This window comes from Streptomyces sp. QH1-20 (genome assembly GCF_041283565.1).
Taxonomy (GTDB): Bacteria; Actinomycetota; Actinomycetes; order Streptomycetales; family Streptomycetaceae; genus Streptomyces; species Streptomyces syringius.
In genome coordinates this window covers 1,668,903-1,695,836 of the sequence record NZ_CP166299.1, presented here as the reverse complement: position 1 = coordinate 1,695,836, position 26,934 = coordinate 1,668,903, and the positions used below count along the sequence as shown (strand labels likewise).

Below are 26,934 nucleotides of genomic sequence, written 5' to 3'. Positions count from 1 at the left end.
CAGCCGTAAGGCGAGGACACGCCTCGCCTAAAACGGGCAAATCGCCCCAATTCTTTACAAAGAAGCTCTAATGGTGCGGTGACCTTCCTTCACCGCCGCACAGTGCTGCGCGCGGCCGCGAGCGGCGCCCTCGCCGGGGCCGCGGGGGCGGCCGCCGCGGGCTGCGCGGGGTCCGACGGGGCCGCCGACGGTGGCGTGGCGGCCCGGGGCCCGGCAGCGTCGAGGCCGGGCGAGGCATCCAAGGGACCTGGCGTGACCGGGCCGCCGGTGCTGCCCCCGCTGCCCGCCGGGCTGCCCGCCCAGATCGAGCACGGTCCGCGCACCGGCAACGCGGTGGCGCTCACATTCCACGGCCAGGGCGATCCGAAGACGGCCACGGACATGCTGACGGCGGCCGAACGGGCCGGGGCGCGGCTGACCGTGCTGGCCGTCGGTGACTGGCTGGACGCGCAGCCACGGATGGCGCGCCGGGTGCTCGACGGCGGGCACGAGCTGGGCAATCACACCATGCGCCATCTGGACATCTCCACGATGAGCGCCACGGACGCCGCCGCCGAGATCCGCGAGTGCGCCGAGCGGTTGCGGGAACTCACGGGCGGGATCGGCCGCTGGTTCCGGCCGTCGCGCACCCAGTACGCCACCGATCAGGTGGCCCGGCTCGCACGCGAGGCCGGATACCCGCACGTCCTGTCGTACGACGTGGACTCCCTGGACTTCACCGACCCGGGCGCGGAGGCGGTCCGGCGTACCGTGTTGGACGCGGTGCGGCCAGGGTCGGTCGTGAGTCTGCACTTCGGGCACGCCGGCACGGTCGCCGCGCTGCCCGCGATCCTCGACGGCTTGCACCGCCGCGGTCTGCGCGCGGTGACGACTACGGAGCTGCTGACCCGATGATCCTCCTCTCGCACCACCGTTCCCGCCCCCGTCCGCGGGGGGCCCGCCGGGCCGCGCTGCTGGCGGCCGCCTGTGCGCTGCTGGCCGCCGGCTGTGGTGGCACCGCCTCCAACGAGGCGGCGGACCACGGCTCGCACCGGGGCGCGCACAACCAGAAGGTGGCCGCGCCGCCGGGGCTGCCCGGTATGCCGCCGGTGCTCGACCCGAACGACCTGTACGCGGCCGACCGGCCGAACGCCCTGTCTCCCGTGGTGAAGAACTTCCCGTCGCGGGTGTACGTGCCCAATACCGAGTCCGACACGGTCAGTGTCATCGACCCGAAGACGTACAAGGTCATCGAGACGATCCCGGTCGGTGTGCAGCCGCAGCACGTGGTGCCGTCGTGGGACCTGAAGACGCTGTGGGTCAACAACAACCGCGGACACACCCTTACGCCCATCGATCCGGCCACCGGCAAGGTGGGGGAGACCGTCGAGGTCCACGATCCGTACAACCTCTACTTCACGCCGGACGGCAAGTACGCGGTGGTGATGGCGTCGATGGACCGGGAGCTGGTCTTCCGTGACGCGCACACGATGGAACGCAAGCGCACGGAGCCGGTGACGTGTGCGGGGGTCAATCACGCGGACTTCTCGCCGGACGGGAGGTACTTCGTCGTCTCGTGTGAGTTCTCCGGGGAGCTGCTCAAGGTCGACACGGCGAAGATGAAGGTCATCGGTCAGCAGAAGCTGCCGTTCAAGGGGGCGATGCCGCAGGACGTGAAGATCTCGTCGGACGGCAAGACCTGGTACATCGCCGACATGATGGCCGACGGTGTGTGGGTGCTGAACGGCGACAAGTTCACCAAGCCCTGGCTGATGCCGACGGGCAAGGGCGCGCACGGGCTCTATGTGAGCCGGGACTCGAAGTCGATGTACATCTCCAACCGGGGTGAGGGCTCGGTCTCGGTGCTGGACCTGCCGAGCCGCAAGCTGGTGAAGAAGTGGGAGCTGCCGGACGGTGGCAGCCCGGACATGGGCGGGGTGTCGGCGGACGGCAAGGAGCTGTGGCTGTCCGGCCGCTACGACTCCGAGGTGTATGTGATCGACACCCGGGACGGGCATCAGATCGCCCGGATCCCAGTGGGTGACGGGCCGCACGGGCTCGCCTTCTATCCTCAGCCGGGCCGCTATTCGCTGGGCCACACGGGCATCTTCCGCTGAGGTATTCCGGGGTCGCGCAAGCTCCCTGACGCATGGTCAGGCCCCGGGGCCGTTCGGTCCCGGGGCCTTGTCCTGTGTCGCACGCCCGGTGCGTGGATCAGGCGTTGTAGACGTCGGCCTGCGTGGGCTTCACATCCTGGATCGCGACGCTGAGCGAGCCGGCGCGCTTGCCGAAGTGCTCGGTGTCCACGCCGTTCTCCTTCAGCACGCGCAGGGCGGCCTCGTGGACCACGCGCAGGACGGGGGTGGCGGCGCGCAGCGCGTCGTCGGCCATGAAGCGGTGCCGCCAGGGCTTGTCGGCCCAGGCGTGGCGGAGGCCGAAGGGCTCGGGGAGGACGAGCTTGCCGCCCCAGTACTCCAGCAGGGGCGGGTACCAGGTGAGGGGGGCGCGGGCGGCGAGTCGCGCGACCTCCCTGAGGGGGACCACGGGGAGGGTGAGGGTGCGGGTCTCCCAGAATTTGAGTGTCTTTTTGATGGTCTTGGTGCGGTTCTTGGGCTTGGCGTTGAACACGGAGTGGGTGGGGCCGAGGGCGTGGCCGGTGACCTCGATGCGCAGTGTCTTGTGCAGGACGGTGACGGTGATGAGGAGGGTGATGACCAGCTGGCCGTCCCAGAGGACGAACTGGACGCCCAGGTAGTGGCGGTCGCCGCTGCCGAACTGCTGCTCGTTGCAGATCTTCTGGAGCTCCGCGCCGCGTATCTGGAAGGCGCCTTCGGTCCCTTCGGGCCGGGAGACGGCGGTGGCGCCCTCGCCGATGGGGGAGACGACCCAGTGCTCGACGAAGGGCGGGGTGAAGCCGCCGGTGTGGACGGGGCTGCGCTCGAGGAGGCGCAGCTGGTCGTGGATGGCGCGGATGACGTCCCAGCTGCGGAAGGGGTTGATTTCCTTGTCCGGGTCGAGGGGGATGAGCTCTTCGGCGAGCTGCCAGCTGCCCCAGCGGGTGCCCATGCCGAGTATGCCCTTGGGGCCGGCGTAGAAGACGATGTTGCTCCGCTGGTCGGCGCTGAGCCGCTCCAGGCTCTGGCGCAGTCGCTCGGCGGCGGTCTCGCCGGGGCTCTGGGGGACGGCTTCGGGGATCTTCGCGGCGACGCCGCCGCCGCTGAGCAGGCCGGTCCAGGCGCTGCGGAGGTCCTTGGCGGTGCGCTCGCAGATGCGCTTGGCCAGCAGGCCGCCGATGACGGGGGCGATGACCATGGCTCGGATGTAGAGGCCCCAGAAGCCGTGGACGGGCAGTTTGACCAGGAGGATGACGGCGATGATGCCGAGGGCGGTCAGCAGGAGGGTGCTGAGGGCCCCGGCGCGCTTGTTCTGCGCTCCGGCGAGCATGCGGCGGAGTTGGAAGACGCCGAGCCAGAGCAGGACGCCGGGGAGGAAGAGCAGCCCGCAGACGGCCATGATGAGGGTCAGTCTGGCGTCGCGCTGTTTGCGGATGCGGTTGGCGGCGAGGCAGTGCTCGACGACGGGCCGGGGTTCGAGGCCGAAGGACTGGATGAGGGGTTTGCCGCCGAGCATCCGCTGCTGCACGGCGCGGGAGAAGGCTTCGCCCAGATTGGGTTCGAAGAGGGCGATGCGGGGTTTCTTGACCTCGGAGGTGGCCCAGTCGGAGTTGGCCTTGAGCAGTTCCTCGACGGCGTCGTCGCGGTAGGCGGCGGAGGCCAGGGCCTGCGTCGCCGCGGTCGCCCCGGCGGCCCCCGAGAGCGGGATCTGTGCGCCCGGGCTGAAGTCGAACGGGTCTCCTGCTGCCACTGTTGCCCCCAATGCCGCGCATTCCCGATGCTGCGACGTGCTCCCGACTACGGCCCGGTTGTCTACGTTATGGGCCGCGTGCTCAGCGTAACGGGTGGGGTGCCGCCTGTCGTGGGAGATCGGAAAGCCGCCCGCCTCCGGCCAGTTGGGGCGGGCGGCTTGTGAACTATGCGCCGTTCTCGGCCTGTTCGCGTACGCGGTCCGCGACATGGGCCGGCATGGGTTCGTGCCGGGCGTAGGAGCGGCTGAAGCGTCCGGTGCCGTGCGAGAGGGAGCGCAGGTCCACCGCGTAGCGGTCGATCTCGATCTCCGGGACCTCGGCCCGTACGAGGGTGCGGCCGTCTCCGGACTGCTCGGTTCCGACGACGCGGCCGCGGCGGCCGGAGAGGTCGCTCATCACCGGGCCGACATAGTCGTCGGAGACCAGGACCCGTACCTCGGCGACGGGTTCGAGGAGGTGGATGCGGGCCTCGGCGGCGGCTTCGCGCAGGGCGAGGGCGCCGGCGGTCTGGAAGGCGGCGTCGGAGGAGTCCACCGAGTGGGCCTTGCCGTCGAGGAGGGTGATCCGGACGTCGACGAGGGGGTGGCCGGCGGCGACGCCGCGGGCCGCCTGGGCGCGGACGCCCTTCTCCACCGAGGGGATGAACTGGCGTGGCACCGCGCCGCCGACGACCTTGTCGACGAATTCGATGCCGGAGCCGCCGGGCAGCGGTTCGACCTCGATCTCGCAGATGGCGTACTGGCCGTGGCCGCCCGACTGTTTGACGTGCCGTCCGCGCCCGGCGGCCTTGGAGCCGAAGGTCTCGCGCAGGGACACCTTGTACGGCACGGCGTCGACGCGTACGCCGTAGCGGGTGCGCAGCCGTTCCAGGGCCACGTCGCGGTGGGCTTCGCCCAGGCACCACAGGACGACCTGGTGGGTGTGCGGGTTGTGTTCCAGGCGCATGGTGGGGTCTTCGGCGACCAGCCGGGCCAGGCCCTGGGAGAGCTTGTCCTCGTCGGCTTTGCTGTGGGCCTGGATGGCGACGGGCAGCAGGGGGTCGGGCATCTCCCAGGGTTCCATCAGGAGCGGGGCGCCCTTGGCGGAGAGGGTGTCGCCGGTCTCGGCGCGGGTGAGTTTGGCGACGCAGGCGATGTCGCCGGCGATGGCCTGGTTGAGCGGCCGCTGGTGTTTGCCGAAGGGCGTGGAGAGGGCGCCGACGCGTTCGTCGACGTCGTGACTCTCGTGTCCCCGGTCCTCCAGCCCGTGTCCGGAGACGTGCACCGTCTCGTCGGGGCGCAGGGTGCCGGAGAAGACGCGGACCAGGGAGATCCGGCCGACGTACGGGTCCGAGGAGGTCTTGATCACCTCTGCGGCGAGGGGGCCGGCCGGGTCGCACTCCAAGGGTGGGCGCGGGGCGCCCTCGGGAGTGGTGACGACGGGGGTCGGGCGTTCGGGCGGGGTGGGGAAGGCGCCGGTGATCAGCTCCAGCAGCTCGATGGTGCCCAGGCCCGCCTTGGTGCCCTCGGCGGCGGGGGCGGCGGCGAGGACCGGGTGGAAGGTGCCGCGCGCGACGGCCCGTTCCAGGTCCTCGACAAGGGTCTTGACGTCGATGTCCTCGCCGGTGAGATAGCGGTCCATGAGGGTCTCGTCCTCGCTCTCGGCGATGATGCCCTCGATGAGCTTGTTGCGGGCCTCCTCGATCAGCGGCAGCTGGTCGGGGGCGGGAGCGGTGTCCGTCCGCGTCCCCGAGGAGTAGTCGAGGATCCGCTGGGAGAGCAGGCCGATGAGGCCGATCACGGGGTGGTGCCCGTCGGGGCCCTCCGCGCCGCGCAGCGGCAGGTACAGCGGCAGTACGGAGTCGGGGGAGTCGCCGCCGAAGGCGTCGCGACAGGTGCGGGTCATCTCCTCGAAGTCCGCGCGGGCCGCTTCCAGGTGGGTGACCACGATCGCGCGGGGCATGCCGACCGCCGCGCACTCCTCCCACAGCGTGCGGGTCGCGCCGGCGATGCCTTCGGTGCCCTCGGCCGCCGAGACGACGAAGAGGGCCGCGTCCGCGGCGCGCAGACCGGCCCTCAGCTCGCCGACGAAGTCGGCGTAGCCGGGTGCGTCCAAGAGGTTGATCTTGATTCCGGCCCATTCGACGGGGACCAGGGACAGCTGTACGGAGCGCTGCTGGCGGTGTTCCATCTCGTCGTAGTCGGAGAGGGCCGCGCCGTCCTCGACCCGGCCCGCGCGGTTGATCGCGCCGGTGGCCAGGGCCAGGGCCTCCACCAGCGTCGTCTTCCCGGACCCGCTGTGGCCGACCAGCACCACGTTCCTGATGCTGCTGGGCCGGTCGGCCGACGCTGCCCTGCCCGCGGCCCCTGGATGTGTGCTCGTCTTCTCGCCCATGTGTCCCGCCTCCCGGTCGACACCTGCGGTCCTTCGAGCTTTCCACCGTGGTCACGCTGCGTCCATACGTCGAACACGGGACCGCCACCGTCGGCCGGGTGCGCGGCCGGGCCGGCGGGAGGGGGCGGCTCCGGTGTCCCGGGCCGGTGTGGCGGCCCCGGCGGAGCCGTGGACCTGCGGGTTCCGGCCCGGGGACCCGCAGGGCGCGCCGGGGGTGGGCGCGGTCGTCCGCGTGCCGCCGGCGGGGCTGTGCGACGGAGCCCGCCGTGGGACGACTGGTTCCGGCCTGCTTTCCGGCTGCTTTCCAGGCTCGGCGGGCGGGGGAGCAGCACGTGATCTTCCGCATGTCGCCCGTCACGGGGCGGCCGCCGGGACCGGGGGCAACGCGCGGGCGGGACCGCCACCGGGCCCTGGTGATCGGCCGTCGGCCCGGGCCCGTTGGCCCAGGTGGCGCGGAGGCGGCCGGCCGTTCGCCGCCGTACGGGTGTGACCTGCGCCTTGGGCCCCACGAGTGACGCGTGCGCGGCGGGCCCCGGGCGCCTGGCTACGATGGGCCAGCCGGTGGCCTTCCGACCACCCGGCCCGACACGACCCTTCGGGAAGGCCATGCTGAACAAGTACGCGCGTGCGTTCTTCACGCGTGTTCTCACGCCGTTCGCCGCCCTGCTCATCCGCCTGGGCGTCAGCCCCGACGCGGTGACCCTCATCGGTACCGGCGGTGTGATGGCGGGCGCGCTGGTCTTCTACCCCCAGGGTGAGTTCTTCTGGGGCACGGTCGTCATCACGCTCTTCGTCTTCTCGGACCTGGTCGACGGCAACATGGCCCGTCAGCTGGGCCGCTCCAGCCGGTGGGGCGCCTTCCTCGACTCCACCCTCGACCGGGTCGCGGACGCCGCGATCTTCGGCGGGCTCGCGCTCTGGTACGCCGGGCGGGGCGACAGCCTCACCCTGTGCGCGGTGACGATCTTCTGCCTCGCCAGCGGCCAGGTGGTCTCGTACACCAAGGCGCGCGGCGAGAGCATCGGCCTGCCGGTCAACGTCAACGGCCTGGTCGAGCGCGCCGAGCGGCTCGTCATCTCCCTGGTGGCCTGCGGCTTCTCCGGACTGCACAAGTTCGGCGTCCCGCACATCGACAAGCTGCTGCCCATCGCCCTGTGGATCGTGGCCGTCGGCAGCCTGGTCACCATGATCCAGCGAGTGGTGACCGTGCGCCGTGAGGCCGCCGAGGCGGACGCGGTGCCGGCCGGCGGGGGCGAGACCGGGTGAAGGAGAAGCTGACCGACGCGCTGTACGGGCTCGGCTGGGCCACGGTCAAGAAGCTTCCCGAGCCGGTCGCCGTGCGGCTGGGCCGGCGGATCGCGGACACCGTCTGGAAGCGGCGCGGTGCGGGCGTGCGGCGCCTGGAGGCCAATCTGGCCCGGGTGGTGCCGGACGCGGACCCGGCGGAGCTCGCCCGGCTGTCCCGGGCGGGCATGCGCTCGTACACCCGCTACTGGATAGAGTCCTTCCGGCTGCCGGCCTGGAGCAGGAGCCGCATCCGCGACGGCTTCACGCCCGAGGGCCTGCACCACCTGGAAGAGGCCCTGGCGGCCGGGCGCGGCGTCGTCGTCGCCCTGCCCCACATGGGCAACTACGACCTGGCCGGGGCCTGGGTCACCACCAAGCTCGGGGTGCCCTTCACCACGGTCGCCGAGCGGCTGAAGCCCGAGACGCTCTACGACCGGTTCGTGGCCTACCGCGAGGGGCTCGGCATGGAGGTCCTGCCGCACGCGGGCGGCAGCGCCTTCGGGACGCTCGCCCGGCGGCTGCGCTCGGGCGGTCTGGTCTGTCTGGTGGCCGACCGGGATCTGTCCTCCTCCGGCATAGAGGTCACCTTCTTCGGCGAGGCGACGAAGATGCCCGCCGGGCCCGCGATGCTCGCGGTGCAGACCGGTGCGGCGCTGATGCCGGTCACCCTCTGGTACGACCGCTCGCCGGTCATGCGGGGACGCATCCACGCGCCGATCGAGGTGCCCGCCACGGGCACCCGGGCGGAGAAGGCCGCGGCCATGACGCAGCGGATGGCCGACGCCTTCGCCTCCGGCATCGCGGAGCACCCGCAGGACTGGCACATGCTCCAACGGCTGTGGCTCGCCGATCTCGAGCCGCGGACCACTCGCGCGAACCAGAGTTCCGGAACGGGGAAACCTTGAGGATCGGGATCGTCTGCCCGTATTCGTGGGACGTGCCCGGTGGCGTCCAGTTCCACATCCGGGACCTCGCCGAGCACCTCATCCGGCTGGGTCACGAGGTGTCGGTGCTGGCCCCGGCGGACGACGAGACGCCGCTGCCGCCGTTCGTCGTCTCGGCGGGCCGTGCCGTGCCCGTGCCGTACAACGGCTCGGTGGCGCGGCTCAACTTCGGTTTCCTCTCCGCCGCGCGGGTGCGCCGCTGGCTGCACGACGGCGACTTCGACGTCATCCACATCCACGAGCCGACCTCGCCGTCGCTGGGCCTGCTGGCCTGCTGGGCCGCGCAGGGGCCGATCGTGGCGACCTTCCACACCTCCAACCCGCGCTCCCGCGCCATGATCGCCGCGTATCCGATCCTGCAGCCCGCGCTGGAGAAGATCAGCGCGCGGATCGCGGTGAGCGAGTACGCGCGCAGGACGCTCGTCGAGCACCTCGGCGGCGACGCGGTGGTCATTCCCAACGGCGTCGACGTGGACTTCTTCGCCCGCGCCGAACCCAAGCCGGAGTGGCAGGGGCAGACGATCGGCTTCATCGGCCGCATCGACGAGCCCCGCAAGGGCCTGCCCGTCCTGATGCGCGCCCTGCCGAAGATCCTCGCGGAACGCCCGGACACGAGGCTGCTGGTCGCCGGGCGCGGTGACGAGGAGGAGGCCGTCGCGAGCCTGCCCGCCCCAATGCGCGAACGCGTGGAGTTCCTGGGCATGGTCAGCGACGAGGACAAGGCGCGGCTGCTGCGCAGCGTCGATGTGTACGTGGCGCCCAACACCGGCGGCGAGTCCTTCGGCATCATCCTGGTCGAGGCGATGTCGGCGGGCGCGCCCGTCCTCGCCAGCGACCTGGACGCCTTCGCCCAGGTCCTCGACCAGGGCTCGGCGGGCGAGCTGTTCGCGAACGAGGACGCCGACGCGCTCGCCGCGGCGGCCCTGCGCCTCCTCGCCGACCCCGCGCACCGCACCGGCCTGAGCGAACGGGGCAGCAAGCACGTGCTCCGCTTCGACTGGTCCCGGGTCGGGGCGGACATCCTGGCCGTCTACGAGACGGTCACAGCGGGCGCGGCCTCGGTGGCCGCCGACGAACGCGTCAGCCTTCGTGCCCGCTTCGGCCTGGCCAGGGATTAGGCCCACCCAGGGATTGGGCCTACCCGGCCCGTCCGGCGCCCCGCCGCCGCAGGCGGCACCGACAGCCCGCGGAGCGATCCGCCGCGAGCGGTAACGTGAGGCCGCGTGACCACACTGATCTGGATCGCGGCCGCCCTGGTCGTCATCGGCGTCTATCTGAGCTGGACAGCCGGCCGGCTGGACCGGCTCCACAGCCGTATCGACGCCGCGCGGGCGGCGCTGGACGCCCAACTGCTGCGGCGGGCCTCGGTCGCCCAGGAGCTCGGTACCGCCTCGGTCCTCGATCCCGCCTCCTCCATCGTTCTCTACCAGGCCGCGCACGCCGCCCGGCAGGCCGAGGAGGAGCACCGCGAGGTCGCCGAGAGCGAGCTGAGCCAGGCGCTGCGCGCCGTCTTCGCCGAGGCGCCGCAGGTCGAGGCCGTACGGCAGGCGCCGGGTGGTGAGGAGTCACTGCGCGAGCTGACGGAGGCGGTACGCCGGGTGCCGATGGCCCGGCGGTTCCACAACGACGCGGTGCGCGCCGCGCGGGCCGTGCGCAGACACCGGGTGGTGCGCTGGTTCCGGCTCGCCGGACACGCGCCGTTCCCGCTCGCCTTCGAGATGGACGACGAGCCTCCGGTGGCCCTCGGGGACCGGGCGGGCCACTAAGAAGCCACCGGCCTCGGATTGGCCCTTTTTCCCGGGCCGCGGCCCTGGGTTGTATGAGGGTGCAGTATTGCCGCCGCCCTTGATAGTGAGGTCACCATCGTGTCCAGCACGACCACCAGCACGTCCGCCAACCCCGAGACCGGCACCGCGCGCGTCAAGCGCGGCATGGCCGAGCAGCTCAAGGGCGGCGTGATCATGGACGTCGTCAACGCCGAGCAGGCGAAGATCGCCGAGGACGCGGGCGCCGTCGCGGTCATGGCGCTGGAGCGGGTCCCGGCCGACATCCGCAAGGACGGCGGCGTGGCCCGGATGTCGGACCCGAACATGATCGAGGAGATCATCGGCGCCGTCTCCATCCCGGTCATGGCCAAGTCCCGCATCGGCCACTTCGTCGAGGCCCAGGTGCTGCAGTCCCTCGGCGTCGACTACATCGACGAGTCCGAGGTCCTCACCCCGGCCGACGAGATCAACCACAGCGACAAGTGGGCCTTCACCACCCCCTTCGTCTGCGGTGCCACCAACCTGGGCGAGGCGCTGCGCCGCATAGCCGAGGGCGCGGCCATGATCCGTTCCAAGGGCGAGGCCGGCACCGGCAACGTCGTCGAGGCCGTCCGCCACCTGCGCCAGATCAAGAACGAGATCGCCCGTCTGCGCGGCTACGACAACAACGAGCTGTTCGCCGCCGCCAAGGAGCTGCGCGCCCCGTACGAGCTGGTCAAGGAGGTCGCCGAGCTCGGCAAGCTTCCCGTGGTGCTGTTCTCCGCCGGTGGCGTCGCCACCCCCGCCGACGCCGCGCTGATGCGCCAGCTCGGCGCCGAGGGCGTCTTCGTCGGCTCGGGCATCTTCAAGTCCGGCGACCCGGCCAAGCGCGCCGCCGCCATCGTGAAGGCCACCACCTTCTTCGACGACCCGAAGATCATCGCGGACGCCTCCCGCAACCTGGGCGAGGCCATGGTCGGCATCAACTGCGACACCCTCCCCGAGTCGGAGCGCTACGCCAACCGCGGCTGGTAGTCCCGTCGTCTTCCCCGTGTGGGCGGTCCCCTTCCGCGGGGCCGCCCACCGGCCGTAGAAAGTGTTTGAGAGGTACCACCGTGTCCACTCCCGTCATCGGCGTACTCGCTCTGCAGGGCGATGTCCGCGAACACCTCATCGCCCTCGCCGCGGCGGACGCCGTCGCCCGCCCGGTCCGCCGCCCCGAGGAGCTCGACGACCTCGACGGCCTGGTCATACCCGGCGGCGAGTCCACCACCATGTCCAAGCTCGCGGTGGCCTTCGGCATGCTGGAGCCGCTGCGCGAGCGGGTGAAGGCCGGGCTGCCGGTCTACGGCACCTGCGCCGGCATGATCATGGTCGCCGACAAGCTGCTGGACGGGCGGGAGGACCAGGAGACCCTCGGCGGCATCGAGATGATCGTGCGCCGTAACGCGTTCGGGCGGCAGAACGAGTCCTTCGAGGCGGCCGTCGAGGTGGCCGGCATCGAGGGCGGGCCGGTCGAGGGCGTCTTCATCCGCGCCCCGTGGGTGGAGTCCGTCGGCGCCCAGGTCGAGGTGCTCGCCACGTACGACGGGCACACCGTCGCGGTGCGGCAGGGCAATGTCCTGGCCACGTCCTTCCACCCCGAGCTGACCGGTGACCACCGGGTGCACGCCCTCTTCGTCGAGATGGCCCGGCAGAGCGTGGGTACGGTGGGCGCCACGACCTGAACCTATCCCGGTAGGATCTCAGTCGTTCGTTAAGTAATTGGTTACGCGAAGGAGACAGGCGGATGTCCGGCCACTCTAAATGGGCTACGACGAAGCACAAGAAGGCCGTGATCGACGCCAAGCGCGGCAAGCTCTTCGCGAAGATGATCAAGAACATCGAGGTGGCGGCCCGTACGGGCGGCGCCGACCCGGCCGGTAACCCGACGCTCTTCGACGCCATCCAGAAGGCCAAGAAGAGCTCGGTCCCCAACAAGAACATCGACAGTGCCGTCAAGCGCGGCGCGGGTCTCGAAGCCGGCGGTGCCGACTACCAGACCATCATGTACGAGGGCTACGGGCCGAACGGCGTCGCGGTGCTCATCGAGTGCCTCACCGACAACCGCAACCGCGCCGCCTCCGACGTGCGCGTCGCCATGACCCGCAACGGCGGCTCGATGGCCGACCCCGGCTCGGTGTCGTACCTCTTCAACCGCAAGGGCGTCATCATCGTCCCCAAGGGTGAGCTGAGCGAGGACGACGTCCTGGGCGCGGTCCTCGACGCGGGCGCCGAAGAGGTCAACGACCTCGGCGAGACCTTCGAGGTCGTCAGCGAGGCCACCGACATGGTCGCGGTCCGCACCGCCCTCGTCGACGCCGGCATCGACTACGACTCCGCCGACGCCAACTTCCTGCCGACCATGCAGGTCGAGCTGGACGAGGACGGCGCGCGCAAGATCTTCAAGCTCATCGACGCGCTGGAGGACAGCGACGACGTGCAGAACGTCTTCGCCAACTTCGACGTCTCCGACGAGGTCATGGCCAAGGTCGACGCCTGACGGCCGACGCCTGATTTCCGCGAACAGAGCACGACGGGCCGACGGACACACTCCGTCGGCCCGTCGCTTTGTCAGTGGCAGCCGATAGCCTGCACAAACAGGTGACCGAAGGGAGGGGCGCGATGCGGGTGTTGGGTGTGGACCCGGGGCTGACGCGCTGTGGCGTCGGTGTGGTGGAGGGCGTCGCCGGCCGGCCGCTGAGCATGGTCGGCGTCGGGGTCGTGCGGACCCCGGCGGACACCGACATCGCCGAGCGGCTCGTCCTCGTCGAGCAGGGCATCGAGCAGTGGCTGGACGAGTTCCGGCCCGAATTCGTCGCCGTGGAGCGCGTGTTCAGCCAGCACAACGTCCGCACGGTCATGGGCACCGCCCAGGCCAGCGCCGTCGCCATGCTCTGTGCCGCCCGCCGCGGACTGCCCGTCGCCCTGCACACCCCCAGCGAGGTCAAGGCGGCCGTCACCGGCTCCGGCCGGGCCGACAAGGCACAGGTCGGCGCCATGGTCACCCGGCTGCTGCGGCTCGACGCGCCGCCCAAGCCGGCCGACGCCGCCGACGCCCTGGCCCTGGCCATCTGTCACATCTGGCGGGCCCCGGCGACCAACCGCCTCCAGCAGGCCGTCGCCGCCCACCGCCGCACCCACCGGCTGCCGGACGCGGCCGTACGAACCCTGAAGGGCAGCGCATGATCGCCTTTGTCTCCGGCCCGGTAGCGGCCCTCGCACCCGACACCGCCGTCGTCGAGGTCGGCGGCGTCGGCATGGCTGTCCTGTGCACCCCGAACACCCTCTCCACGCTCCGCGTCGGCCAGCACGCCAAGCTCGCCACGTCCCTCGTGGTGCGCGAGGAGTCCCTGACCCTCTACGGCTTCGCCGACGACGACGAGCGGCAGGTCTTCGAGCTGCTGCAGACGGCCAGCGGCGTCGGGCCGCGCCTGGCCCAGGCCATGCTCGCCGTGCACGACCCCGATGCCCTGCGCCGTGCCGTCTCCACCGGCGACGAGAAGGCGCTCACCGCCGTGCCCGGCATCGGCAAGAAGGGCGCGCAGAAGCTGCTGCTGGAGCTCAAGGACCGGCTCGGCGCACCCGTGGGCACCGGCGGCCCCGCCCGCAGCGGCGCCCCCGCCGCCGGCGGCTGGCGGGAACAGCTGCTCGCCGCGCTGGTCGGCCTCGGCTACGCCGCCCGGGAGGCCGAGGAGGCGACGGAGGCGGTGGCACCGCAGGCCGAGGCGGTGACCGCCGACGGTGGCACCCCTCAGATCGGCCAGCTGCTGCGTGCGGCGCTGCAGAGCCTGAACCGCGCCCGCTGACGGAGGGCAGCCACCCGCTCCCCCCGCCGGGGAGGGCCGAGGCGGATCCCGCGCAGCAACCGGCGGCCCGACCGTGCCGCCCCGCACCATTACCGACCGTGAGGTTCAATCCGTGAACTGGGACGACGAGCCCGCCCCCGAGACAGACGGCCCGTACGCCGCAGGCGACCGGCTGGTCGGCTCCCTCGCCGACGGTGAGGACCAGGCCGTCGAGGCGGCCCTGCGCCCCAAGGACCTCGACGAATTCGTCGGGCAGGAGCGGGTCCGCGAGCAGCTCGACCTCGTGCTCCGCGCCGCCCGCCAGCGCGGCGCGACCGCCGACCACGTGCTGCTCTCGGGCGCGCCCGGCCTCGGCAAGACCACCCTCTCGATGATCATCGCCGCCGAGATGGGCGCCCCCATCCGCATCACCTCCGGCCCCGCCATCCAGCACGCCGGCGACCTGGCCGCGATCCTGTCCTCCCTCACCGAGGGCGAGGTCCTCTTCCTCGACGAGATCCACCGCATGTCCCGGCCCGCCGAGGAGATGCTGTACATGGCGATGGAGGACTTCCGCGTCGACGTCATCGTCGGCAAGGGCCCCGGCGCCACCGCCATCCCGCTGGAGCTGCCGCCCTTCACCCTCGTCGGCGCCACCACCCGGGCCGGACTGCTGCCGCCCCCGCTGCGGGACCGCTTCGGCTTCACCGGGCACATGGAGTTCTACGCCCCGGCCGAGCTCCAGCGCGTCATCCACCGCTCGGCCCGTCTCCTGGACGTGGAGATAGAGGGCGACGGGGCCGCCGAGATCGCCGGCCGCTCCCGCGGCACCCCGCGCATCGCCAACCGGCTGCTGCGCCGCGTGCGCGACTACGCCCAGGTCAAGGCCGACGGCGTCGTCACGCGCGAGATCGCCGCCCAGGCGCTGAACGTCTACGAGGTCGACGGCCGGGGACTGGACCGGCTGGACCGCGCCGTGCTGACCGCGCTGCTCAAGCTCTTCGGCGGCGGCCCCGTCGGCCTGTCCACCCTGGCCGTCGCCGTCGGTGAGGAGCGCGAGACGGTCGAGGAGGTCGCCGAGCCCTTCCTCGTCCGGGAGGGCCTGCTGGCCCGTACCCCCAGGGGCCGGGTCGCGACCCCGGCGGCCTGGTCGCACCTCGGCATGGTGCCGCCCCAGCACACCGCGGGCGGCCCCGGCCAGCAGGGACTCTTCGGCGGGTGACGGCGCGGGGACTTCTCGCCTCAGGAACCCCGGTGCCATGCTGAGCGTTGTTCCTTAGGCGCGGACTCGCTTAGACTCCGCCGATGCCGTCCGTATCGGTGCGGCATACCACCCCCGAAGACCAGGCCGCCCCCCTGCGGTCGTGTGAAGGAAACCCCGCCCCGTGAATATCGTGACTCTCCTGCCGTTCATCGTGCTCATCGGGGCCATGTTCCTGATGACGCGATCGGCCAAGAACAAGCAGCGCCAGGCCGCGCAGATGCGCGACCAGATGCAGCCGGGCACCGGTGTGCGGACGATCGGCGGCATGTACGCGACCGTCAAGGAGATCAGCGAGGACTCCGTGCTCCTCGAGGTCGCCCCGGGCGTCCACGCGATCTACGCGAAGAACTCCATCGGCGCCGTCCTCGAGGACGAGGAGTACAACCGCATCGTCCACGGCATCGAGCCCGACGAGACCGAGGTCCCCGACGACGCCTCCTCGCTGACCGAGGGCGACGCCCCGGCCGACGAGAAGAAGATCGACCTCGGCAAGGCCCCCGAGGCCCCGGCTGCGGCTAACCAGGCGGACAAGGCCGACGAATCGGGCGAGACCTCGGCGAAGGACGCCAAGCGGGACGGCGACGCCGACGCCAAGTAACCCCTTCAAGGAACCGCGGAACACCCACCGAGCGGTGTGCCGCGGTTCTCTTACGGTCTAGGCTCCGGCGGGGGGCAAGTCCCCACAACACATCGTGGCCGTCCGGCGAACACCCGACGCCCGGCGGTTGGACAGGGAGAAACGACAAGGTGGCAGCACCGAAGAAGGGCCGCAGGTCCCCGGGCGGCCAGGGCAGGCCGGGCCGCGTCCTGGCCCTGATCCTGATCGCCATGGTGGCGCTCATCGGGGGCATGTTCGCCTCCGGTGACACCACGCCACGGTTGGGCATCGACCTCGCGGGCGGCACCAGCTTCACGCTGGAGGCCAAGAACGAGCCCGGCAAGCCCAACGCGATCAACAAGACCAATATGGACACCGCGGTCGGCATCATGGACCGGCGTGTCAACGGTCTGGGCGTCTCGGAATCCGAGGTGCAGACGCAGGGCGCGAAGCACATCATCGTGAACATCCCCAAGGGGACGAACGCGAAGCAGGCCCGTCAGCAGGTCGGTACCACCGCCAAGCTGGGCTTCCGCCCCGTCCTGACCTCGGCCCCCGGGGTCAAGTCCCCCGAGCCGAAGCCGAGCGCCTCGGTCGGCGACAAGGACAAGGCCAAGGACAAGGACGACAAGAGCAAGGACGACAAGACCAAGCCGTCCGGCTCGCCCTCCGCGTCCGCCAGCCCCCAGGGCCGCGCCGTCACCGACGCCCTCAAGGCCAACCCCGCGGTGGACCCGAGCGCGTCCGCCTCGGCCAAGGACGACAAGGCCGGGTCCGACAAGAAGAAGGACCCGAAGGCGCCCACGCCCACGCCGGCCCCGGGTGACGTCGCCGCGCTGCAGAAGCAGCTCGCGGCGCTCGACTGCTCCACCCCGGCGTCCCGCGCCAAGGCGAGCGAGGCGGCGGCAGCCGCCAAGGCCAGCGACCCCATCGTCGCCTGCAAGACCGACGGCTCCGCCAAGGAGATCCTCGGTCCGGTGGCCGTCGAGGGCACCGGCGTCGACAAGGCCTCCGCCGTCATCGACACCCAGCAGGGCAAGGGCTGGATCGTCCAGCTCAAGTTCACCAAGGACGGCGCCAAGAAGTTCGCCGACGTCACGGGCAAGCTGGCGACCCAGCAGCCCCCGCAGAACCAGTTCGCGATCGTCCTGGACGGCGAGGTCGTCTCCGACCCCTCGGTGACCAGCTCCATCGCCGGCGGTCAGGCGGAGATCTCCGGCGGGTTCACCCAGGAGAGCTCCCGGGACCTCGCCAACGTGCTGTCCTACGGTGCGCTGCCGCTGTCCTTCGACGTCGTCACCGAGACCACGGTCAGCCCCGCGCTCGGTGGTGAGCAGCTGCGCGCCGGTCTGATCGCCGGTGCCATCGGCCTCATCCTCGTGATCATCTACCTGGTGGCGTACTACCGCGGACTGGCGCTCGTCGCCCTGGCCAGCCTTCTGGTCTCCGCGATCCTCACCTACACGATCATGGTGCTGCTCGGTATCGCCCTCGGCTTCGCGCTGAACCTGCCGGCCGTCTGCGGTGCCATCGTGGCGATCGGCATCACCGCCGACTCCTTCATCGTCTACTTCGAGCGGATCCGGGACGAGATCCGGGAGGGCCGGTCCCTGCGCCCGGCCGTCGAGCGTGGCTGGCCGCGTGCCCGTCGCACCATCCTGGTCTCCGACTTCGTCTCCTTCCTCGCCGCCGCGGTGCTCTTCATCGTCACCGTCGGCAAGGTGCAGGGCTTCGCGTTCACGCTCGGTCTGACCACGCTCCTCGACGTCGTCGTGGTCTTCTTCTTCACCAAGCCGCTCATGACGCTCCTCGCGCGCCGTAAGTTCTTCGCCAGCGGTCACCCGTGGTCCGGTCTGGACCCCAAGCGTCTCGGCGTCAAGCCGCCGCTGCGGGCCTCCCGCCGCCCCGCCGCCCCCGTCGACCCCAAGGAGGCGTGAGATGTCGAAACTCGGAAATCTGGGCGCCCGGCTCTACCGCGGCGAGGTCGGCTACGACTTCGTCGGCAAGCGGATGATCTGGTACGGCATCTCGATCCTCATCACCATCACGGCCATCGTCGGCCTGTCGGTGCGCGGCCTGAACATGGGCATCGAGTTCTCCGGCGGCGCGGTCTTCAACACCCCGAAGACCGCCGTCTCGGCCACCCAGGCCCAGCACGTCGCGGAGGAGACCTCCGGGCACACCGCCATCGTGCAGAAGCTCGGCGACCGCACGCTGCGCATCCAGGTCAGTGAACTGACCACGGAGCAGTCGCGGGCAACGCAGGAGGCACTGGCCAAGAAGCTCGACGTCCCGCTGGACAAGATCAACACCGATATCGTGGGCCCCAGCTGGGGCGACCAGATCGCCAATAAGGCCTGGACCGGCCTCGCGATCTTCATGATCCTGGTGGTGATCTACCTCGCGATCGCCTTCGAGTGGCGCATGGCGCTCGCTGCCCTCATCGCCCTGATCCACGACCTCACGATCACCGTCGGGATCTACGCCCTCGTCGGCTTCGAGGTCACCCCGGGCACCGTGATCGGTCTGCTGACCATCCTCGGTTACTCCCTCTACGACACCGTCGTCGTCTTCGACGGTCTCAAGGAGGGCGCGAAGGACATCACCAAGCAGACCCGCTTCACCTACAGCGAGATCGCCAACCGCAGCCTCAACTCGACCCTGGTGCGTTCGATCAACACCACGGTCGTGGCGCTGCTGCCGGTCGCCGGTCTGCTCTTCATCGGCGGCGGGTTCCTCGGCGCGGGCATGCTCAACGACATCTCGCTCGCCCTGTTCGTCGGCCTCGCGGCCGGCGCGTACTCCTCGATCTTCATCGCCACCCCGCTGGTCGCCGACCTCAAGGAGCGCGACCCGCAGATGAAGGCCCTGGCCAAGCGGGTGCGTGCCAAGCGCGCCGCCGCGGCGGCCAAGGGCGAGCCGGGCACGGAGCAGCAGCAGGACGCCGTGGACGGGCCGGACGCCGAGGGTGACGACGAGGACGACGCGGCCGCGGCCGGTGTCGTCGGTCCGCGCCGCCAGTCGGCGGGCCGGGGCGGCCGTGACGGCCGCGGTGGCCGCGGCCGTCCGTCGGGGAAGCGCCGATGAGCGCGGCGACCACCGGCGAGGCCGGTGCGGAGCTGCGTGAGCTGCTCCTCGACCGGATCCACGACGTGCCGGACTACCCGAAGCCGGGCGTGATGTTCAAGGACATCACCCCGCTGCTCGCCGACGCCAAGGCGTTCGGCGCGCTGACCGACGCCCTCGTGGAGCTGTGCGAGCGGTACGACGCGGACAAGGTCGTGGGCCTGGAGGCCCGTGGCTTCATCCTCGCCGCCCCGGTCGCCGTCCGCGCCGGACTCGGCTTCGTGCCCGTCCGCAAGGCGGGCAAGCTGCCCGGCGCGACGCTGGCCCAGGCCTACGACCTGGAGTACGGCACCGCCGAGATCGAGATCCACGCCGACGCGCTGAGCAGCGGCGACCGGGTGCTGGTCATCGACGACGTGCTGGCCACCGGCGGTACGGCCGAGGCGTCGCTGCGGCTCATCCGCCGCGCCGGCGCCGAGGTGGCCGGCGTGGCCGTGCTGATGGAGCTCGGGTTCCTCGACGGCCGGCAGCGGCTTCGGGACGCTCTTGAGGGCGCCCCGCTGGAGGCACTGATCACGGTCTGATCCATTGACGGCCGTCATGGAACCGCGCAAACCGGTCCAGGGCGGCCGTACGGGCCCGGAAAAACGGGCACGCGAGGCCACGAGGCGGGCATCGGGGAGAACCCGGTGCCCGCCTCGCGCGTCTCTTCGGGTGCCGGGCCAGCGGGAGCGATCCGGCCGGGATCGATACCATGGCAGTCCGGACCTGATCGGGGGGCCGGACCCCGCATGAGGAGTGCTCTTGCCAGACAAGGCCCAGCCGCTCACCGCCGCACAGTCGGACCAGTCGTCTCCCGAGGCCGCGGCGGCCAAGGGCACGCCCGCGGGCCGCCCCCACGGCGGTGCGCCCGAGTCCGGCTCCACGGGACAGAGCGCGGCGCAGCCGAACACCCCGGCCGCCGAACCGCGCCACGAGGCAGCCTCCCGCCCCGAGGCGCCCACCCCGGCCGCACGGCCGCGTACCTCCGGTGACAAGCCGGCCACCGTCGCCGGCGCCGGCCCGGTCCGGCCCGCGCCCCCGCAGGGCCCCACGCCCCGCCCCGGCTCCTCCAGCCGCGTCCGGGCCCGCCTCGCCCGCCTCGGTGTGCAGCGCTCCAGCCCGTACAACCCCGTCCTCGAACCGCTGCTGCGCATCGTCCGGGGCAACGACCCCAAGGCCGACGTCACCACCCTGCGCCAGATCGAGCGTGCCTACCAGGTCGCCGAGCGCTGGCACCGCGGCCAGAAGCGCAAGAGCGGCGACCCGTACATCACCCACCCCCTCGCCGTCACCACGATCCTCGCCGAGCTGGGCATGGACCCGGCCACCTTGATGGCGGGGCTGCTGCACGACACCGTCGAGGACACCGAGTACGGCCTGGACGATCTGCGCCGGGACTTCGGCGACCAGGTCGCGCTCCTCGTCGACGGCGTCACCAAGCTCGACCGGGTGCAGTTCGGCGAGGCCGCGCAGGCCGAGACCGTGCGCAAGATGGTCGTCGCCATGGCCAAGGACCCGCGCGTCCTGGTCATCAAGCTCGCCGACCGCCTGCACAACATGCGCACCATGCGCTATCTCAAGCGGGAGAAGCAGGAGAAGAAGGCCCGCGAGACCCTCGAGATCTACGCCCCGCTGGCACACCGGCTGGGCATGAACACCATCAAGTGGGAGCTGGAGGACCTCGCCTTCGCGATCCTCTACCCCAAGATGTACGACGAGATCGTCCGCCTCGTCGCCGAGCGGGCCCCCAAGCGCGACGAATACCTGGCCATCGTCACCGACGAGGTCCAGGCCGATCTGCGCGCCGCCCGCATCAAGGCCACCGTCACCGGCCGCCCGAAGCACTACTACAGCGTCTACCAGAAGATGATCGTGCGAGGCCGTGACTTCGCCGAAATCTACGACCTGGTGGGCATCCGCGTCCTCGTCGACACCGTCCGCGACTGCTACGCGGCGCTCGGCACCGTCCACGCCCGGTGGAACCCGGTCCCGGGGCGGTTCAAGGACTACATCGCGATGCCCAAGTTCAACATGTACCAGTCGCTGCACACGACGGTCATAGGGCCCAGCGGAAAGCCCGTCGAGCTGCAGATCCGCACCTTCGACATGCACCGCCGCGCCGAGTACGGCATCGCCGCGCACTGGAAGTACAAGCAGGAGGCCGTCGCCGGAGCGTCCAAGATCCGCACGGACGTCCCCAAGAACGCCGGCAAGAACCAGGACACCGTCAACGACATGGCCTGGCTGCGGCAGTTGCTCGACTGGCAGAAGGAGACGGAGGACCCGGGCGAGTTCCTGGAGTCCCTGCGCTTCGACCTCTCGCGCAACGAGGTCTTCGTCTTCACGCCCAAGGGCGATGTCATAGCGCTCCCGGCCGGTGCCACACCGGTGGACTTCGCCTACGCCGTGCACACCGAGGTCGGCCACCGCACGATAGGCGCCCGGGTCAACGGGCGGCTCGTGCCGCTCGAATCGACCCTGGACAACGGCGACCTGGTGGAGGTCTTCACCTCCAAGGCACCGGGCGCCGCGCCCTCGCGCGACTGGCTCGGCTTCGTCAAGTCGCCCCGCGCCCGCAACAAGATCCGCGCCTGGTTCTCCAAGGAACGCCGCGACGAGGCCATCGAGCAGGGCAAGGACGCCATCGCGCGGGCCATGCGCAAGCAGAACCTGCCGATCCAGCGGATCCTGACCGGCGACTCGCTCGTCACCCTGGCGCACGAGATGCGCTACCCCGACATCTCCTCGCTCTACGCCGCCATCGGCGAGGGCCACGTCGCGGCCCAGGGCGTCGTGCAGAAGCTCGTCCAGGCCCTCGGCGGCGAGGACGCGGCGACCGAGGACATCGAGGAGTCCGCACCGATCCGCGGCCGCTCCAAGCGCCGCTCCAGCGCCGACCCGGGTGTGGTCGTCAAGGGCGTCGACGACGTCTGGGTCAAGCTGGCCCGCTGTTGCACCCCGGTGCCGGGCGACCCGATCATCGGCTTCGTCACCCGGGGCAACGGCATCTCGGTCCACCGCGCCGACTGCGTCAACGTCGACTCGCTCTCGCAGCAGCCCGAGCGGATCCTCGAGGTCGAGTGGGCGCCCACCCAGTCCTCGGTCTTCCTGGTCGCCATCCAGGTGGAGGCGCTGGACCGGTCCCGGCTGCTGTCGGACGTCACGCGGGTGCTGTCCGACCAGCACGTCAACATCCTCTCCGCCGCCGTGCAGACCTCCCGCGACCGGGTCGCCACCTCGCGCTTCACCTTCGAGATGGGCGACCCCAAGCACCTGGGCCATGTCCTGAAGGCGGTGCGCGGCGTCGAGGGCGTCTACGACGTCTACCGCGTCACCTCCGCCCGCAGGCCGTAACCGGCGCACACGGAAGACGGCCCCGACGACAATCGTCGGGGCCGTCCTCCGTGCGTGGTGGGCGCCGGCTTCAGCCGCCGAACTCCTCCAGGCCCTTCAGGGCCTGGTCCAGCAGTGCCTTGCGGCCCTGGAGCTCCTTGGTGAGCTTGTCCGCCTTGGCGTCATTGCCCGCGGCCCGCGCCTTGTCGGCCTGCTCCTGGAGCTTGTCGACCGCGGCCTGGAGCTGACCCGTCAGACCGGCCGCACGGGCCCGCGCCTCCGGGTTCGTCCGCCGCCACTCGGCCTCCTCGGCCTCCTGGATGGCGCGCTCGACCGTGTGCATCCGGCCCTCGATCTTCGGCCGGGCGTCCCGCGGCACATGGCCGATGGCCTCCCAGCGCTCGTTGATCGAGCGGAAGGCGGCCCGCGCCGCCTTCAGGTCCGTGACCGGCAGCAGCTTCTCCGCCTCGGCGACCAGCTCCTCCTTGCGCGTGAGGTTGCCCGCCTGCTCGGCGTCACGCTCGGCGAACACCCCGCTGCGCGCCTGGAAGAAGACGTCCTGCGCACCGCGGAAGCGGGTCCACAGGTCGTCCTCGGACTCGCGCTGCGCGCGGCCCGCGGCCTTCCAGTCCGCCATCAGCTCGCGGTAGCGCGCGGCCGTCGGGCCCCAGTCCGTGGACCCGGAGAGCGCCTCGGCCTCGGCGACCAGCTTCTCCTTGGTCTTACGGGCCTCCTCGCGCTGCGCGTCCAGCGAGGCGAAGTGCGCCTTGCGCCGCTTGGAGAACGCCGAGCGGGCGTGCGAGAAGCGGTGCCACAGCTCGTCGTCCGCCTTGCGGTCCAGCCGCGGCAGGCCCTTCCAGATGTCGACCAGGGCGCGCAGCCGCTCGCCCGCCGACCGCCACTGCTCGCTCGCCGCCAGCTCCTCGGCCTCGGCGACCAGCTTCTCCTTGGCCGTACGGGCCTCGTCGGACTGCTTCGCCTTCGCCGCCTTGCGCTCCTCGCGGCGCGACTCGACGGCCGTGACCAGCTTGTCGAGCCGCTCCCGCAGCGCCTGCAGATCGCCGACCGCGTGGTGCTCGTCGACCTGCGTCCGCAGGTGGTCGATCGCGGTCATCGCGTCCTTGGCGGACAGGTCGGTGGTCCTGACCCGGCGCTCGAGGAGGCCGATCTCGACGACCAGGCCCTCGTACTTGCGCTCGAAGTAAGCGAGGGCCTCCTCGGGAGACCCCGCCTGCCACGAGCCGACGACCTGCTCACCGTCGGCGGTACGCACGTACACAGTCCCCGTCTCATCGACGCGGCCCCATGGGTCGCTGCTCACAGCGCCTCCTCCACATGATGCCGGGGCCGGCGTGCGACCCGCGGGCATCGTCCACAGTTTGTTCCGGCAGGGCCGCGCCCTGACCGGTCCGACGGCTTGTCATTGGGGGTGCGGGTCGCCGTCGGATCAGGCACCCTACACAACGCAAACATAGGCGACCGGTGGCCTGGCTGTCCGTATCCCGCGCGACCGAAATTTCACCGCGCGGGCACCGCCGGCCGCCCGGTCGTCAGGATTTTCTGACGACCGCCTTGTTGATCACCACGGTCGCGTTCGGGGCACCGTCGCCGGCGCCCGACTGCTCGCCCGCGGCGGCGATCTTCTTGAGGACCTTCATGCCGTCGGCGCCGATCGTGCCGAAGGGCGTGTACGTCGGCGGCAGCTGGCTGTCCTGGTAGACGAGGAAGAACTGGCTGCCCCCGGAGCCGGGCTGACCGGTGTTGGCCATGGCGACCGTGCCCGCGGGATAGACGTTCCCCTTGAGCCTGGGGTCCTTCAGGTTCTCGTCCGGGATGTTGTAGCCCGGGTTGCCCTGGCCGGTGCCCTTCGGGTCGCCGCACTGCAGGACGTAGATCCCGCCGGTGGTGAGCCGGTGGCACTTGGTGTGGTCGAAGTAGCCCTTGCCGGCCAGGAAATCGAAGGAGTTGACCGTGTGCGGGGCGTTCTTCGCGTCGAGCTTGATGTCGACGGTGCCGCAGGTCGTCCTCAGATCCATCGCGTACGAGGCCGACTTGTCGATGGCCAGCTCCGGCTCCTTCTTCCACGTCGCCGTCGCGGGGACCCCCGGCTCGGCCTTCGCGCAGGGGTCCGGCTTCTTCGCCGGCGGCGAGTCCGGCGCCGCGGCGTCCGTCTTGTCCTTCTTGTCGTCGCCGGACAGCGCGCCCGTGGCGAACGCGGTGGCCCCGGCGGCCAGGATCACCGCGAGACCGGCGGCGATCACCGCGTTGCGGCGGACCACCTTGCGCCGGGCCGCCTCGCGGCGCTCCTGCTGCCGTTCGAACTTCTCCCGGGCGAGCTGCCGCCGCCGCTGCTCGTTCGTGACCACCGGGCGTCTCCTCGTGTGCCGACTGTGTGCCGTCTGTATGCCGTCTTGTTTGTGTCTGAGCCGCGTGTTGCGCGCGTGCCCGTACCGTATACGGGTTCGCCCCGGCGGGAGTGCCGCCGGTAGGCTCTTCACCAGCCGGGAACCCCCGCCCGGGGGCTTCCGCCGACGCCACCGCCGGCTGACCGCTGGTCGATCATTAAGGACGAATGTGCTCATTGCCGGGTTCCCCGCCGGGGCCTGGGGGACCAATTGCTATCTGGTCGCCCCTGCCGCAGGCGAGGAGTGCGTGATCATCGACCCGGGCCACCAGGCGGCCCAGGGCGTCGAGGAGGCACTCAAGAAGCATCGGCTCAAGCCCGTCGCCGTCGTCCTCACCCACGGCCATATCGACCACGTCGCCTCGGTCGTCCCGGTGTGCGGCGCCCATGACGTCCCGGCCTGGATCCACCCCGCCGACCGCTACATGATGAGCGACCCGGAGAAGGCCCTCGGCCGCGCCTTCGGGCAGCAGCTCATGGGCGAGCTCACCGTGGGCGAGCCGGACGACGTCAAGGAGCTGACCGACGGTGCCCGGCTGGACCTCGCGGGGATGGAGTTCACCGTCGCGCACGCGCCCGGCCATACCAAGGGGTCGGTGACCTTCAAGATGCCCGAGACCGCTGAGATCCCCTCGGTGTTCTTCTCGGGCGACCTGTTGTTCGCCGGCTCCATCGGACGCACCGACCTGCCCGGTGGCGACCACACCGAGATGCTCCAGTCGCTGGCCCGTGTGTGCCTGCCCCTGGACGACTCGACCGTGGTGCTGTCCGGCCACGGCCCCCAGACCAGCATCGGCCGCGAGCGCGCCACCAACCCGTATCTGCGGGAACTGCAAGCCACAGCCGGCGACGCGCGACGCGGCTTCGGAGGCGGCGCTACCGCCCCTCCGCGACGAGGAATGTGACGATTTTTCCGTGAGCACCTTCAAGGCCCCCAAGGGCACCTACGATCTGACCCCGCCGGACTCCGCGGTCTACCTCGCCGTGCGCGAGGCCATCGCCGCGCCGCTCAAGCGCTCGGGGTACGGCTACATCGAGACCCCCGGCTTCGAGCAGGTCGAGCTGTTCTCCCGCGGCGTCGGCGAGTCGACCGACATCGTGACCAAGGAGATGTACACCCTCACCACGCGCGGCGGCGACGAGCTCGCGCTGCGCCCCGAGGGCACCGCCTCCGTGCTGCGCGCGGCACTGGAGGCCAATCTGCACAAGGCCGGCAACTTGCCCGTCAAGCTCTGGTACTCCGGCTCCTACTACCGCTACGAGCGCCCGCAGGCCGGCCGCTACCGCCACTTCTCGCAGGTCGGCGCGGAGGCCATCGGCGCGGAGGACCCGGCGCTGGACGCCGAGCTGATCATCCTGGCCGTCGACGCCTACAAGTCGCTCGGCCTGAAGAACTTCCGGCTCCTGCTGAACTCGCTCGGTGACAAGGAGTGCCGCCCCGCCTACCGCGAGGCCCTCCAGGAGTTCCTGCGCGGCCTCGACCTCGACGAGGACACCCGCCGCCGGATCGAGATCAACCCGCTCCGCGTCCTCGACGACAAGCGCGAGGCCGTCCAGAAGCAGCTGGTCGGCGCGCCCATGCTCCGCGACCACCTGTGCGAGGCCTGCAAGGCCTACCACGAGGAGGTGCGCGCGCTGCTGACCGCGGCGGGCGTCGCCTTCGAGGACGACGAGAAGCTCGTGCGCGGCCTGGACTACTACACCCGCACCACCTTCGAGTTCGTCCACGGCGGGCTCGGCTCGCAGTCCGCGGTCGGCGGCGGCGGCCGCTACGACGGCCTGTCCGAGATGATCGGCGGCCCCGCGCTGCCGTCCGTCGGCTGGGCGCTGGGCGTGGACCGTACGGTGCTCGCGCTGGCGGCCGAGGGCATCGAGCTCGAACTGCCCTCCGCCACCGAGGTCTTCGCCGTGCCGCTCGGCGAGGAGGCGCGGCGGGTGCTGTTCGGTCTCGTGACCGAGCTGCGCCGGGCTGGCGTCGCCACCGACTTCGCCTTCGGCGGCAAGGGCCTGAAGAACGCGATGAAGTCCGCCAACCGTTCCGGCGCCCGCTTCGCGCTCGTCGCGGGCGAGCGGGACCTGGCCGAGGGCGTGGTCCAGCTCAAGGACCTGCAGAGCGGTGAGCAGAAGGCCGTCGCGCTCGACGCCGTCGTGGCCGAACTGCGGGCCGCGCAGGGCTGATTAACAGGGCGTTGGTGCAGAATGGGCGG

Annotated in this window: 23 protein-coding genes; 19 read left to right on the top strand and 4 right to left on the bottom strand. The window is 71.2% G+C overall.

Annotated elements, in window-relative coordinates; all coding sequences use genetic code 11:
- Positions 1-78 precede the first annotated feature (78 nt).
- A complete protein-coding gene (locus AB8O64_RS07485) occupies positions 79-894 on the top strand; it encodes a polysaccharide deacetylase family protein (protein ID WP_370418489.1) in 816 nt (271 codons plus the stop codon).
- Entirely contained in the window at positions 891-2,096 is a 1,206-nt protein-coding gene (locus AB8O64_RS07480) for a YncE family protein (protein ID WP_356452486.1), read from the top strand. Before AB8O64_RS07485 ends, AB8O64_RS07480 begins: the two co-directional genes overlap by 4 nt.
- 97 nt (positions 2,097-2,193) lie before the next feature.
- Here AB8O64_RS07480 and AB8O64_RS07475 read toward each other — a convergent pair whose 3' ends face one another.
- Together AB8O64_RS07475 and AB8O64_RS07470 are read right to left on the bottom strand one after the other, a co-directional pair.
- On the bottom strand, positions 2,194-3,843 hold the full coding sequence (locus tag AB8O64_RS07475; RefSeq protein ID WP_370418488.1) for a hypothetical protein: 1,650 nt from the start codon (positions 3,841-3,843) through the stop codon (positions 2,194-2,196).
- Positions 3,844-4,009: 166 nt separating this feature from the next.
- The gene (locus AB8O64_RS07470) at positions 4,010-6,217 is read right to left on the bottom strand and encodes an elongation factor G-like protein EF-G2 (RefSeq protein WP_370418487.1); all 2,208 of its coding nucleotides are present in this window, start codon (positions 6,215-6,217) and stop codon (positions 4,010-4,012) included.
- Positions 6,218-6,823: 606 nt separating this feature from the next.
- On the opposite strand from AB8O64_RS07470, the gene pgsA reads away from it, so the two are divergent.
- The 15 genes from pgsA (at position 6,824) to AB8O64_RS07395 (ending at position 22,344) form a co-directional block, all read left to right on the top strand.
- On the top strand, positions 6,824-7,483 hold the full coding sequence (pgsA, locus tag AB8O64_RS07465; RefSeq protein WP_165451502.1) for a phosphatidylinositol phosphate synthase: 660 nt from the start codon (positions 6,824-6,826) through the stop codon (positions 7,481-7,483).
- On the top strand, positions 7,480-8,409 hold the full coding sequence (locus tag AB8O64_RS07460) for a phosphatidylinositol mannoside acyltransferase (RefSeq protein WP_370418486.1): 930 nt from the start codon (positions 7,480-7,482) through the stop codon (positions 8,407-8,409). The genes pgsA and AB8O64_RS07460 overlap by 4 nt, the downstream gene beginning before the upstream one ends.
- Positions 8,406-9,566 (top strand): glycosyltransferase family 4 protein, encoded by a 1,161-nt coding sequence (locus tag AB8O64_RS07455; RefSeq protein WP_370418485.1) that lies wholly within the window; start codon positions 8,406-8,408, stop codon positions 9,564-9,566. Before AB8O64_RS07460 ends, AB8O64_RS07455 begins: the two co-directional genes overlap by 4 nt.
- Positions 9,567-9,671: 105 nt before the next feature.
- Entirely contained in the window at positions 9,672-10,214 is a 543-nt protein-coding gene (locus tag AB8O64_RS07450) for a hypothetical protein (protein ID WP_130876892.1), read from the top strand.
- Positions 10,215-10,313: 99 nt separating this feature from the next.
- On the top strand, positions 10,314-11,228 hold the full coding sequence (gene pdxS / locus AB8O64_RS07445) for a pyridoxal 5'-phosphate synthase lyase subunit PdxS (protein ID WP_365212760.1): 915 nt from the start codon (positions 10,314-10,316) through the stop codon (positions 11,226-11,228).
- An 80-nt stretch (positions 11,229-11,308) separates the two neighbouring features.
- On the top strand, positions 11,309-11,920 hold the full coding sequence (gene pdxT, locus AB8O64_RS07440; protein WP_370418484.1) for a pyridoxal 5'-phosphate synthase glutaminase subunit PdxT: 612 nt from the start codon (positions 11,309-11,311) through the stop codon (positions 11,918-11,920).
- Between the two features lie 62 nt (positions 11,921-11,982).
- Positions 11,983-12,735, top strand: a complete 753-nt coding sequence (locus tag AB8O64_RS07435) for a YebC/PmpR family DNA-binding transcriptional regulator (protein WP_130876889.1) — start codon at positions 11,983-11,985, stop codon at positions 12,733-12,735.
- A gap of 122 nt (positions 12,736-12,857) precedes the next feature.
- Positions 12,858-13,421 carry a crossover junction endodeoxyribonuclease RuvC gene (gene ruvC / locus AB8O64_RS07430; RefSeq protein ID WP_356452498.1) on the top strand — a complete coding sequence of 188 codons (564 nt, stop codon included), beginning with the start codon at positions 12,858-12,860 and terminating at the stop codon, positions 13,419-13,421.
- A complete protein-coding gene (ruvA, locus tag AB8O64_RS07425) occupies positions 13,418-14,041 on the top strand; it encodes a Holliday junction branch migration protein RuvA (protein WP_370418483.1) in 624 nt (207 codons plus the stop codon). Before ruvC ends, ruvA begins: the two co-directional genes overlap by 4 nt.
- Positions 14,042-14,153: 112 nt before the next feature.
- Positions 14,154-15,242, top strand: a complete 1,089-nt coding sequence (ruvB, locus tag AB8O64_RS07420; RefSeq protein ID WP_370418482.1) for a Holliday junction branch migration DNA helicase RuvB — start codon at positions 14,154-14,156, stop codon at positions 15,240-15,242.
- 163 nt (positions 15,243-15,405) lie between these two features.
- Positions 15,406-15,882 carry a preprotein translocase subunit YajC gene (gene yajC / locus AB8O64_RS07415; RefSeq protein WP_370418481.1) on the top strand — a complete coding sequence of 159 codons (477 nt, stop codon included), beginning with the start codon at positions 15,406-15,408 and terminating at the stop codon, positions 15,880-15,882.
- A gap of 149 nt (positions 15,883-16,031) precedes the next feature.
- Positions 16,032-17,819, top strand: a complete 1,788-nt coding sequence (secD, locus tag AB8O64_RS07410) for a protein translocase subunit SecD (protein WP_370418480.1) — start codon at positions 16,032-16,034, stop codon at positions 17,817-17,819.
- A 1-nt stretch (position 17,820) separates the two neighbouring features.
- Positions 17,821-18,969 (top strand): protein translocase subunit SecF, encoded by a 1,149-nt coding sequence (secF, locus tag AB8O64_RS07405; protein WP_370418479.1) that lies wholly within the window; start codon positions 17,821-17,823, stop codon positions 18,967-18,969.
- A complete protein-coding gene (locus AB8O64_RS07400) occupies positions 18,966-19,532 on the top strand; it encodes an adenine phosphoribosyltransferase (protein WP_370418478.1) in 567 nt (188 codons plus the stop codon). Before secF ends, AB8O64_RS07400 begins: the two co-directional genes overlap by 4 nt.
- A gap of 220 nt (positions 19,533-19,752) precedes the next feature.
- Positions 19,753-22,344 carry a RelA/SpoT family protein gene (locus tag AB8O64_RS07395; RefSeq protein WP_370418477.1) on the top strand — a complete coding sequence of 864 codons (2,592 nt, stop codon included), beginning with the start codon at positions 19,753-19,755 and terminating at the stop codon, positions 22,342-22,344.
- 70 nt (positions 22,345-22,414) lie between these two features.
- On the opposite strand, the gene AB8O64_RS07390 is transcribed toward AB8O64_RS07395, so the two are convergent.
- Both AB8O64_RS07390 and AB8O64_RS07385 read right to left on the bottom strand, forming a co-directional pair.
- A complete protein-coding gene (locus AB8O64_RS07390) occupies positions 22,415-23,644 on the bottom strand; it encodes a DUF349 domain-containing protein (RefSeq protein ID WP_370418476.1) in 1,230 nt (409 codons plus the stop codon).
- 229 nt (positions 23,645-23,873) lie between these two features.
- A complete protein-coding gene (locus tag AB8O64_RS07385) occupies positions 23,874-24,689 on the bottom strand; it encodes a peptidylprolyl isomerase (RefSeq protein ID WP_370418475.1) in 816 nt (271 codons plus the stop codon).
- A 208-nt stretch (positions 24,690-24,897) separates the two neighbouring features.
- Here AB8O64_RS07385 and AB8O64_RS07380 point away from each other — a divergent pair, with 208 nt between their 5' ends.
- Both AB8O64_RS07380 and hisS read left to right on the top strand, forming a co-directional pair.
- On the top strand, positions 24,898-25,632 hold the full coding sequence (locus AB8O64_RS07380) for an MBL fold metallo-hydrolase (protein ID WP_370418474.1): 735 nt from the start codon (positions 24,898-24,900) through the stop codon (positions 25,630-25,632).
- 10 nt (positions 25,633-25,642) lie between these two features.
- Complete coding sequence (hisS, locus tag AB8O64_RS07375; protein ID WP_370418473.1) at positions 25,643-26,905, top strand: histidine--tRNA ligase; 1,263 nt, start codon at positions 25,643-25,645, stop codon at positions 26,903-26,905.
- Positions 26,906-26,934 lie beyond the last annotated feature (29 nt).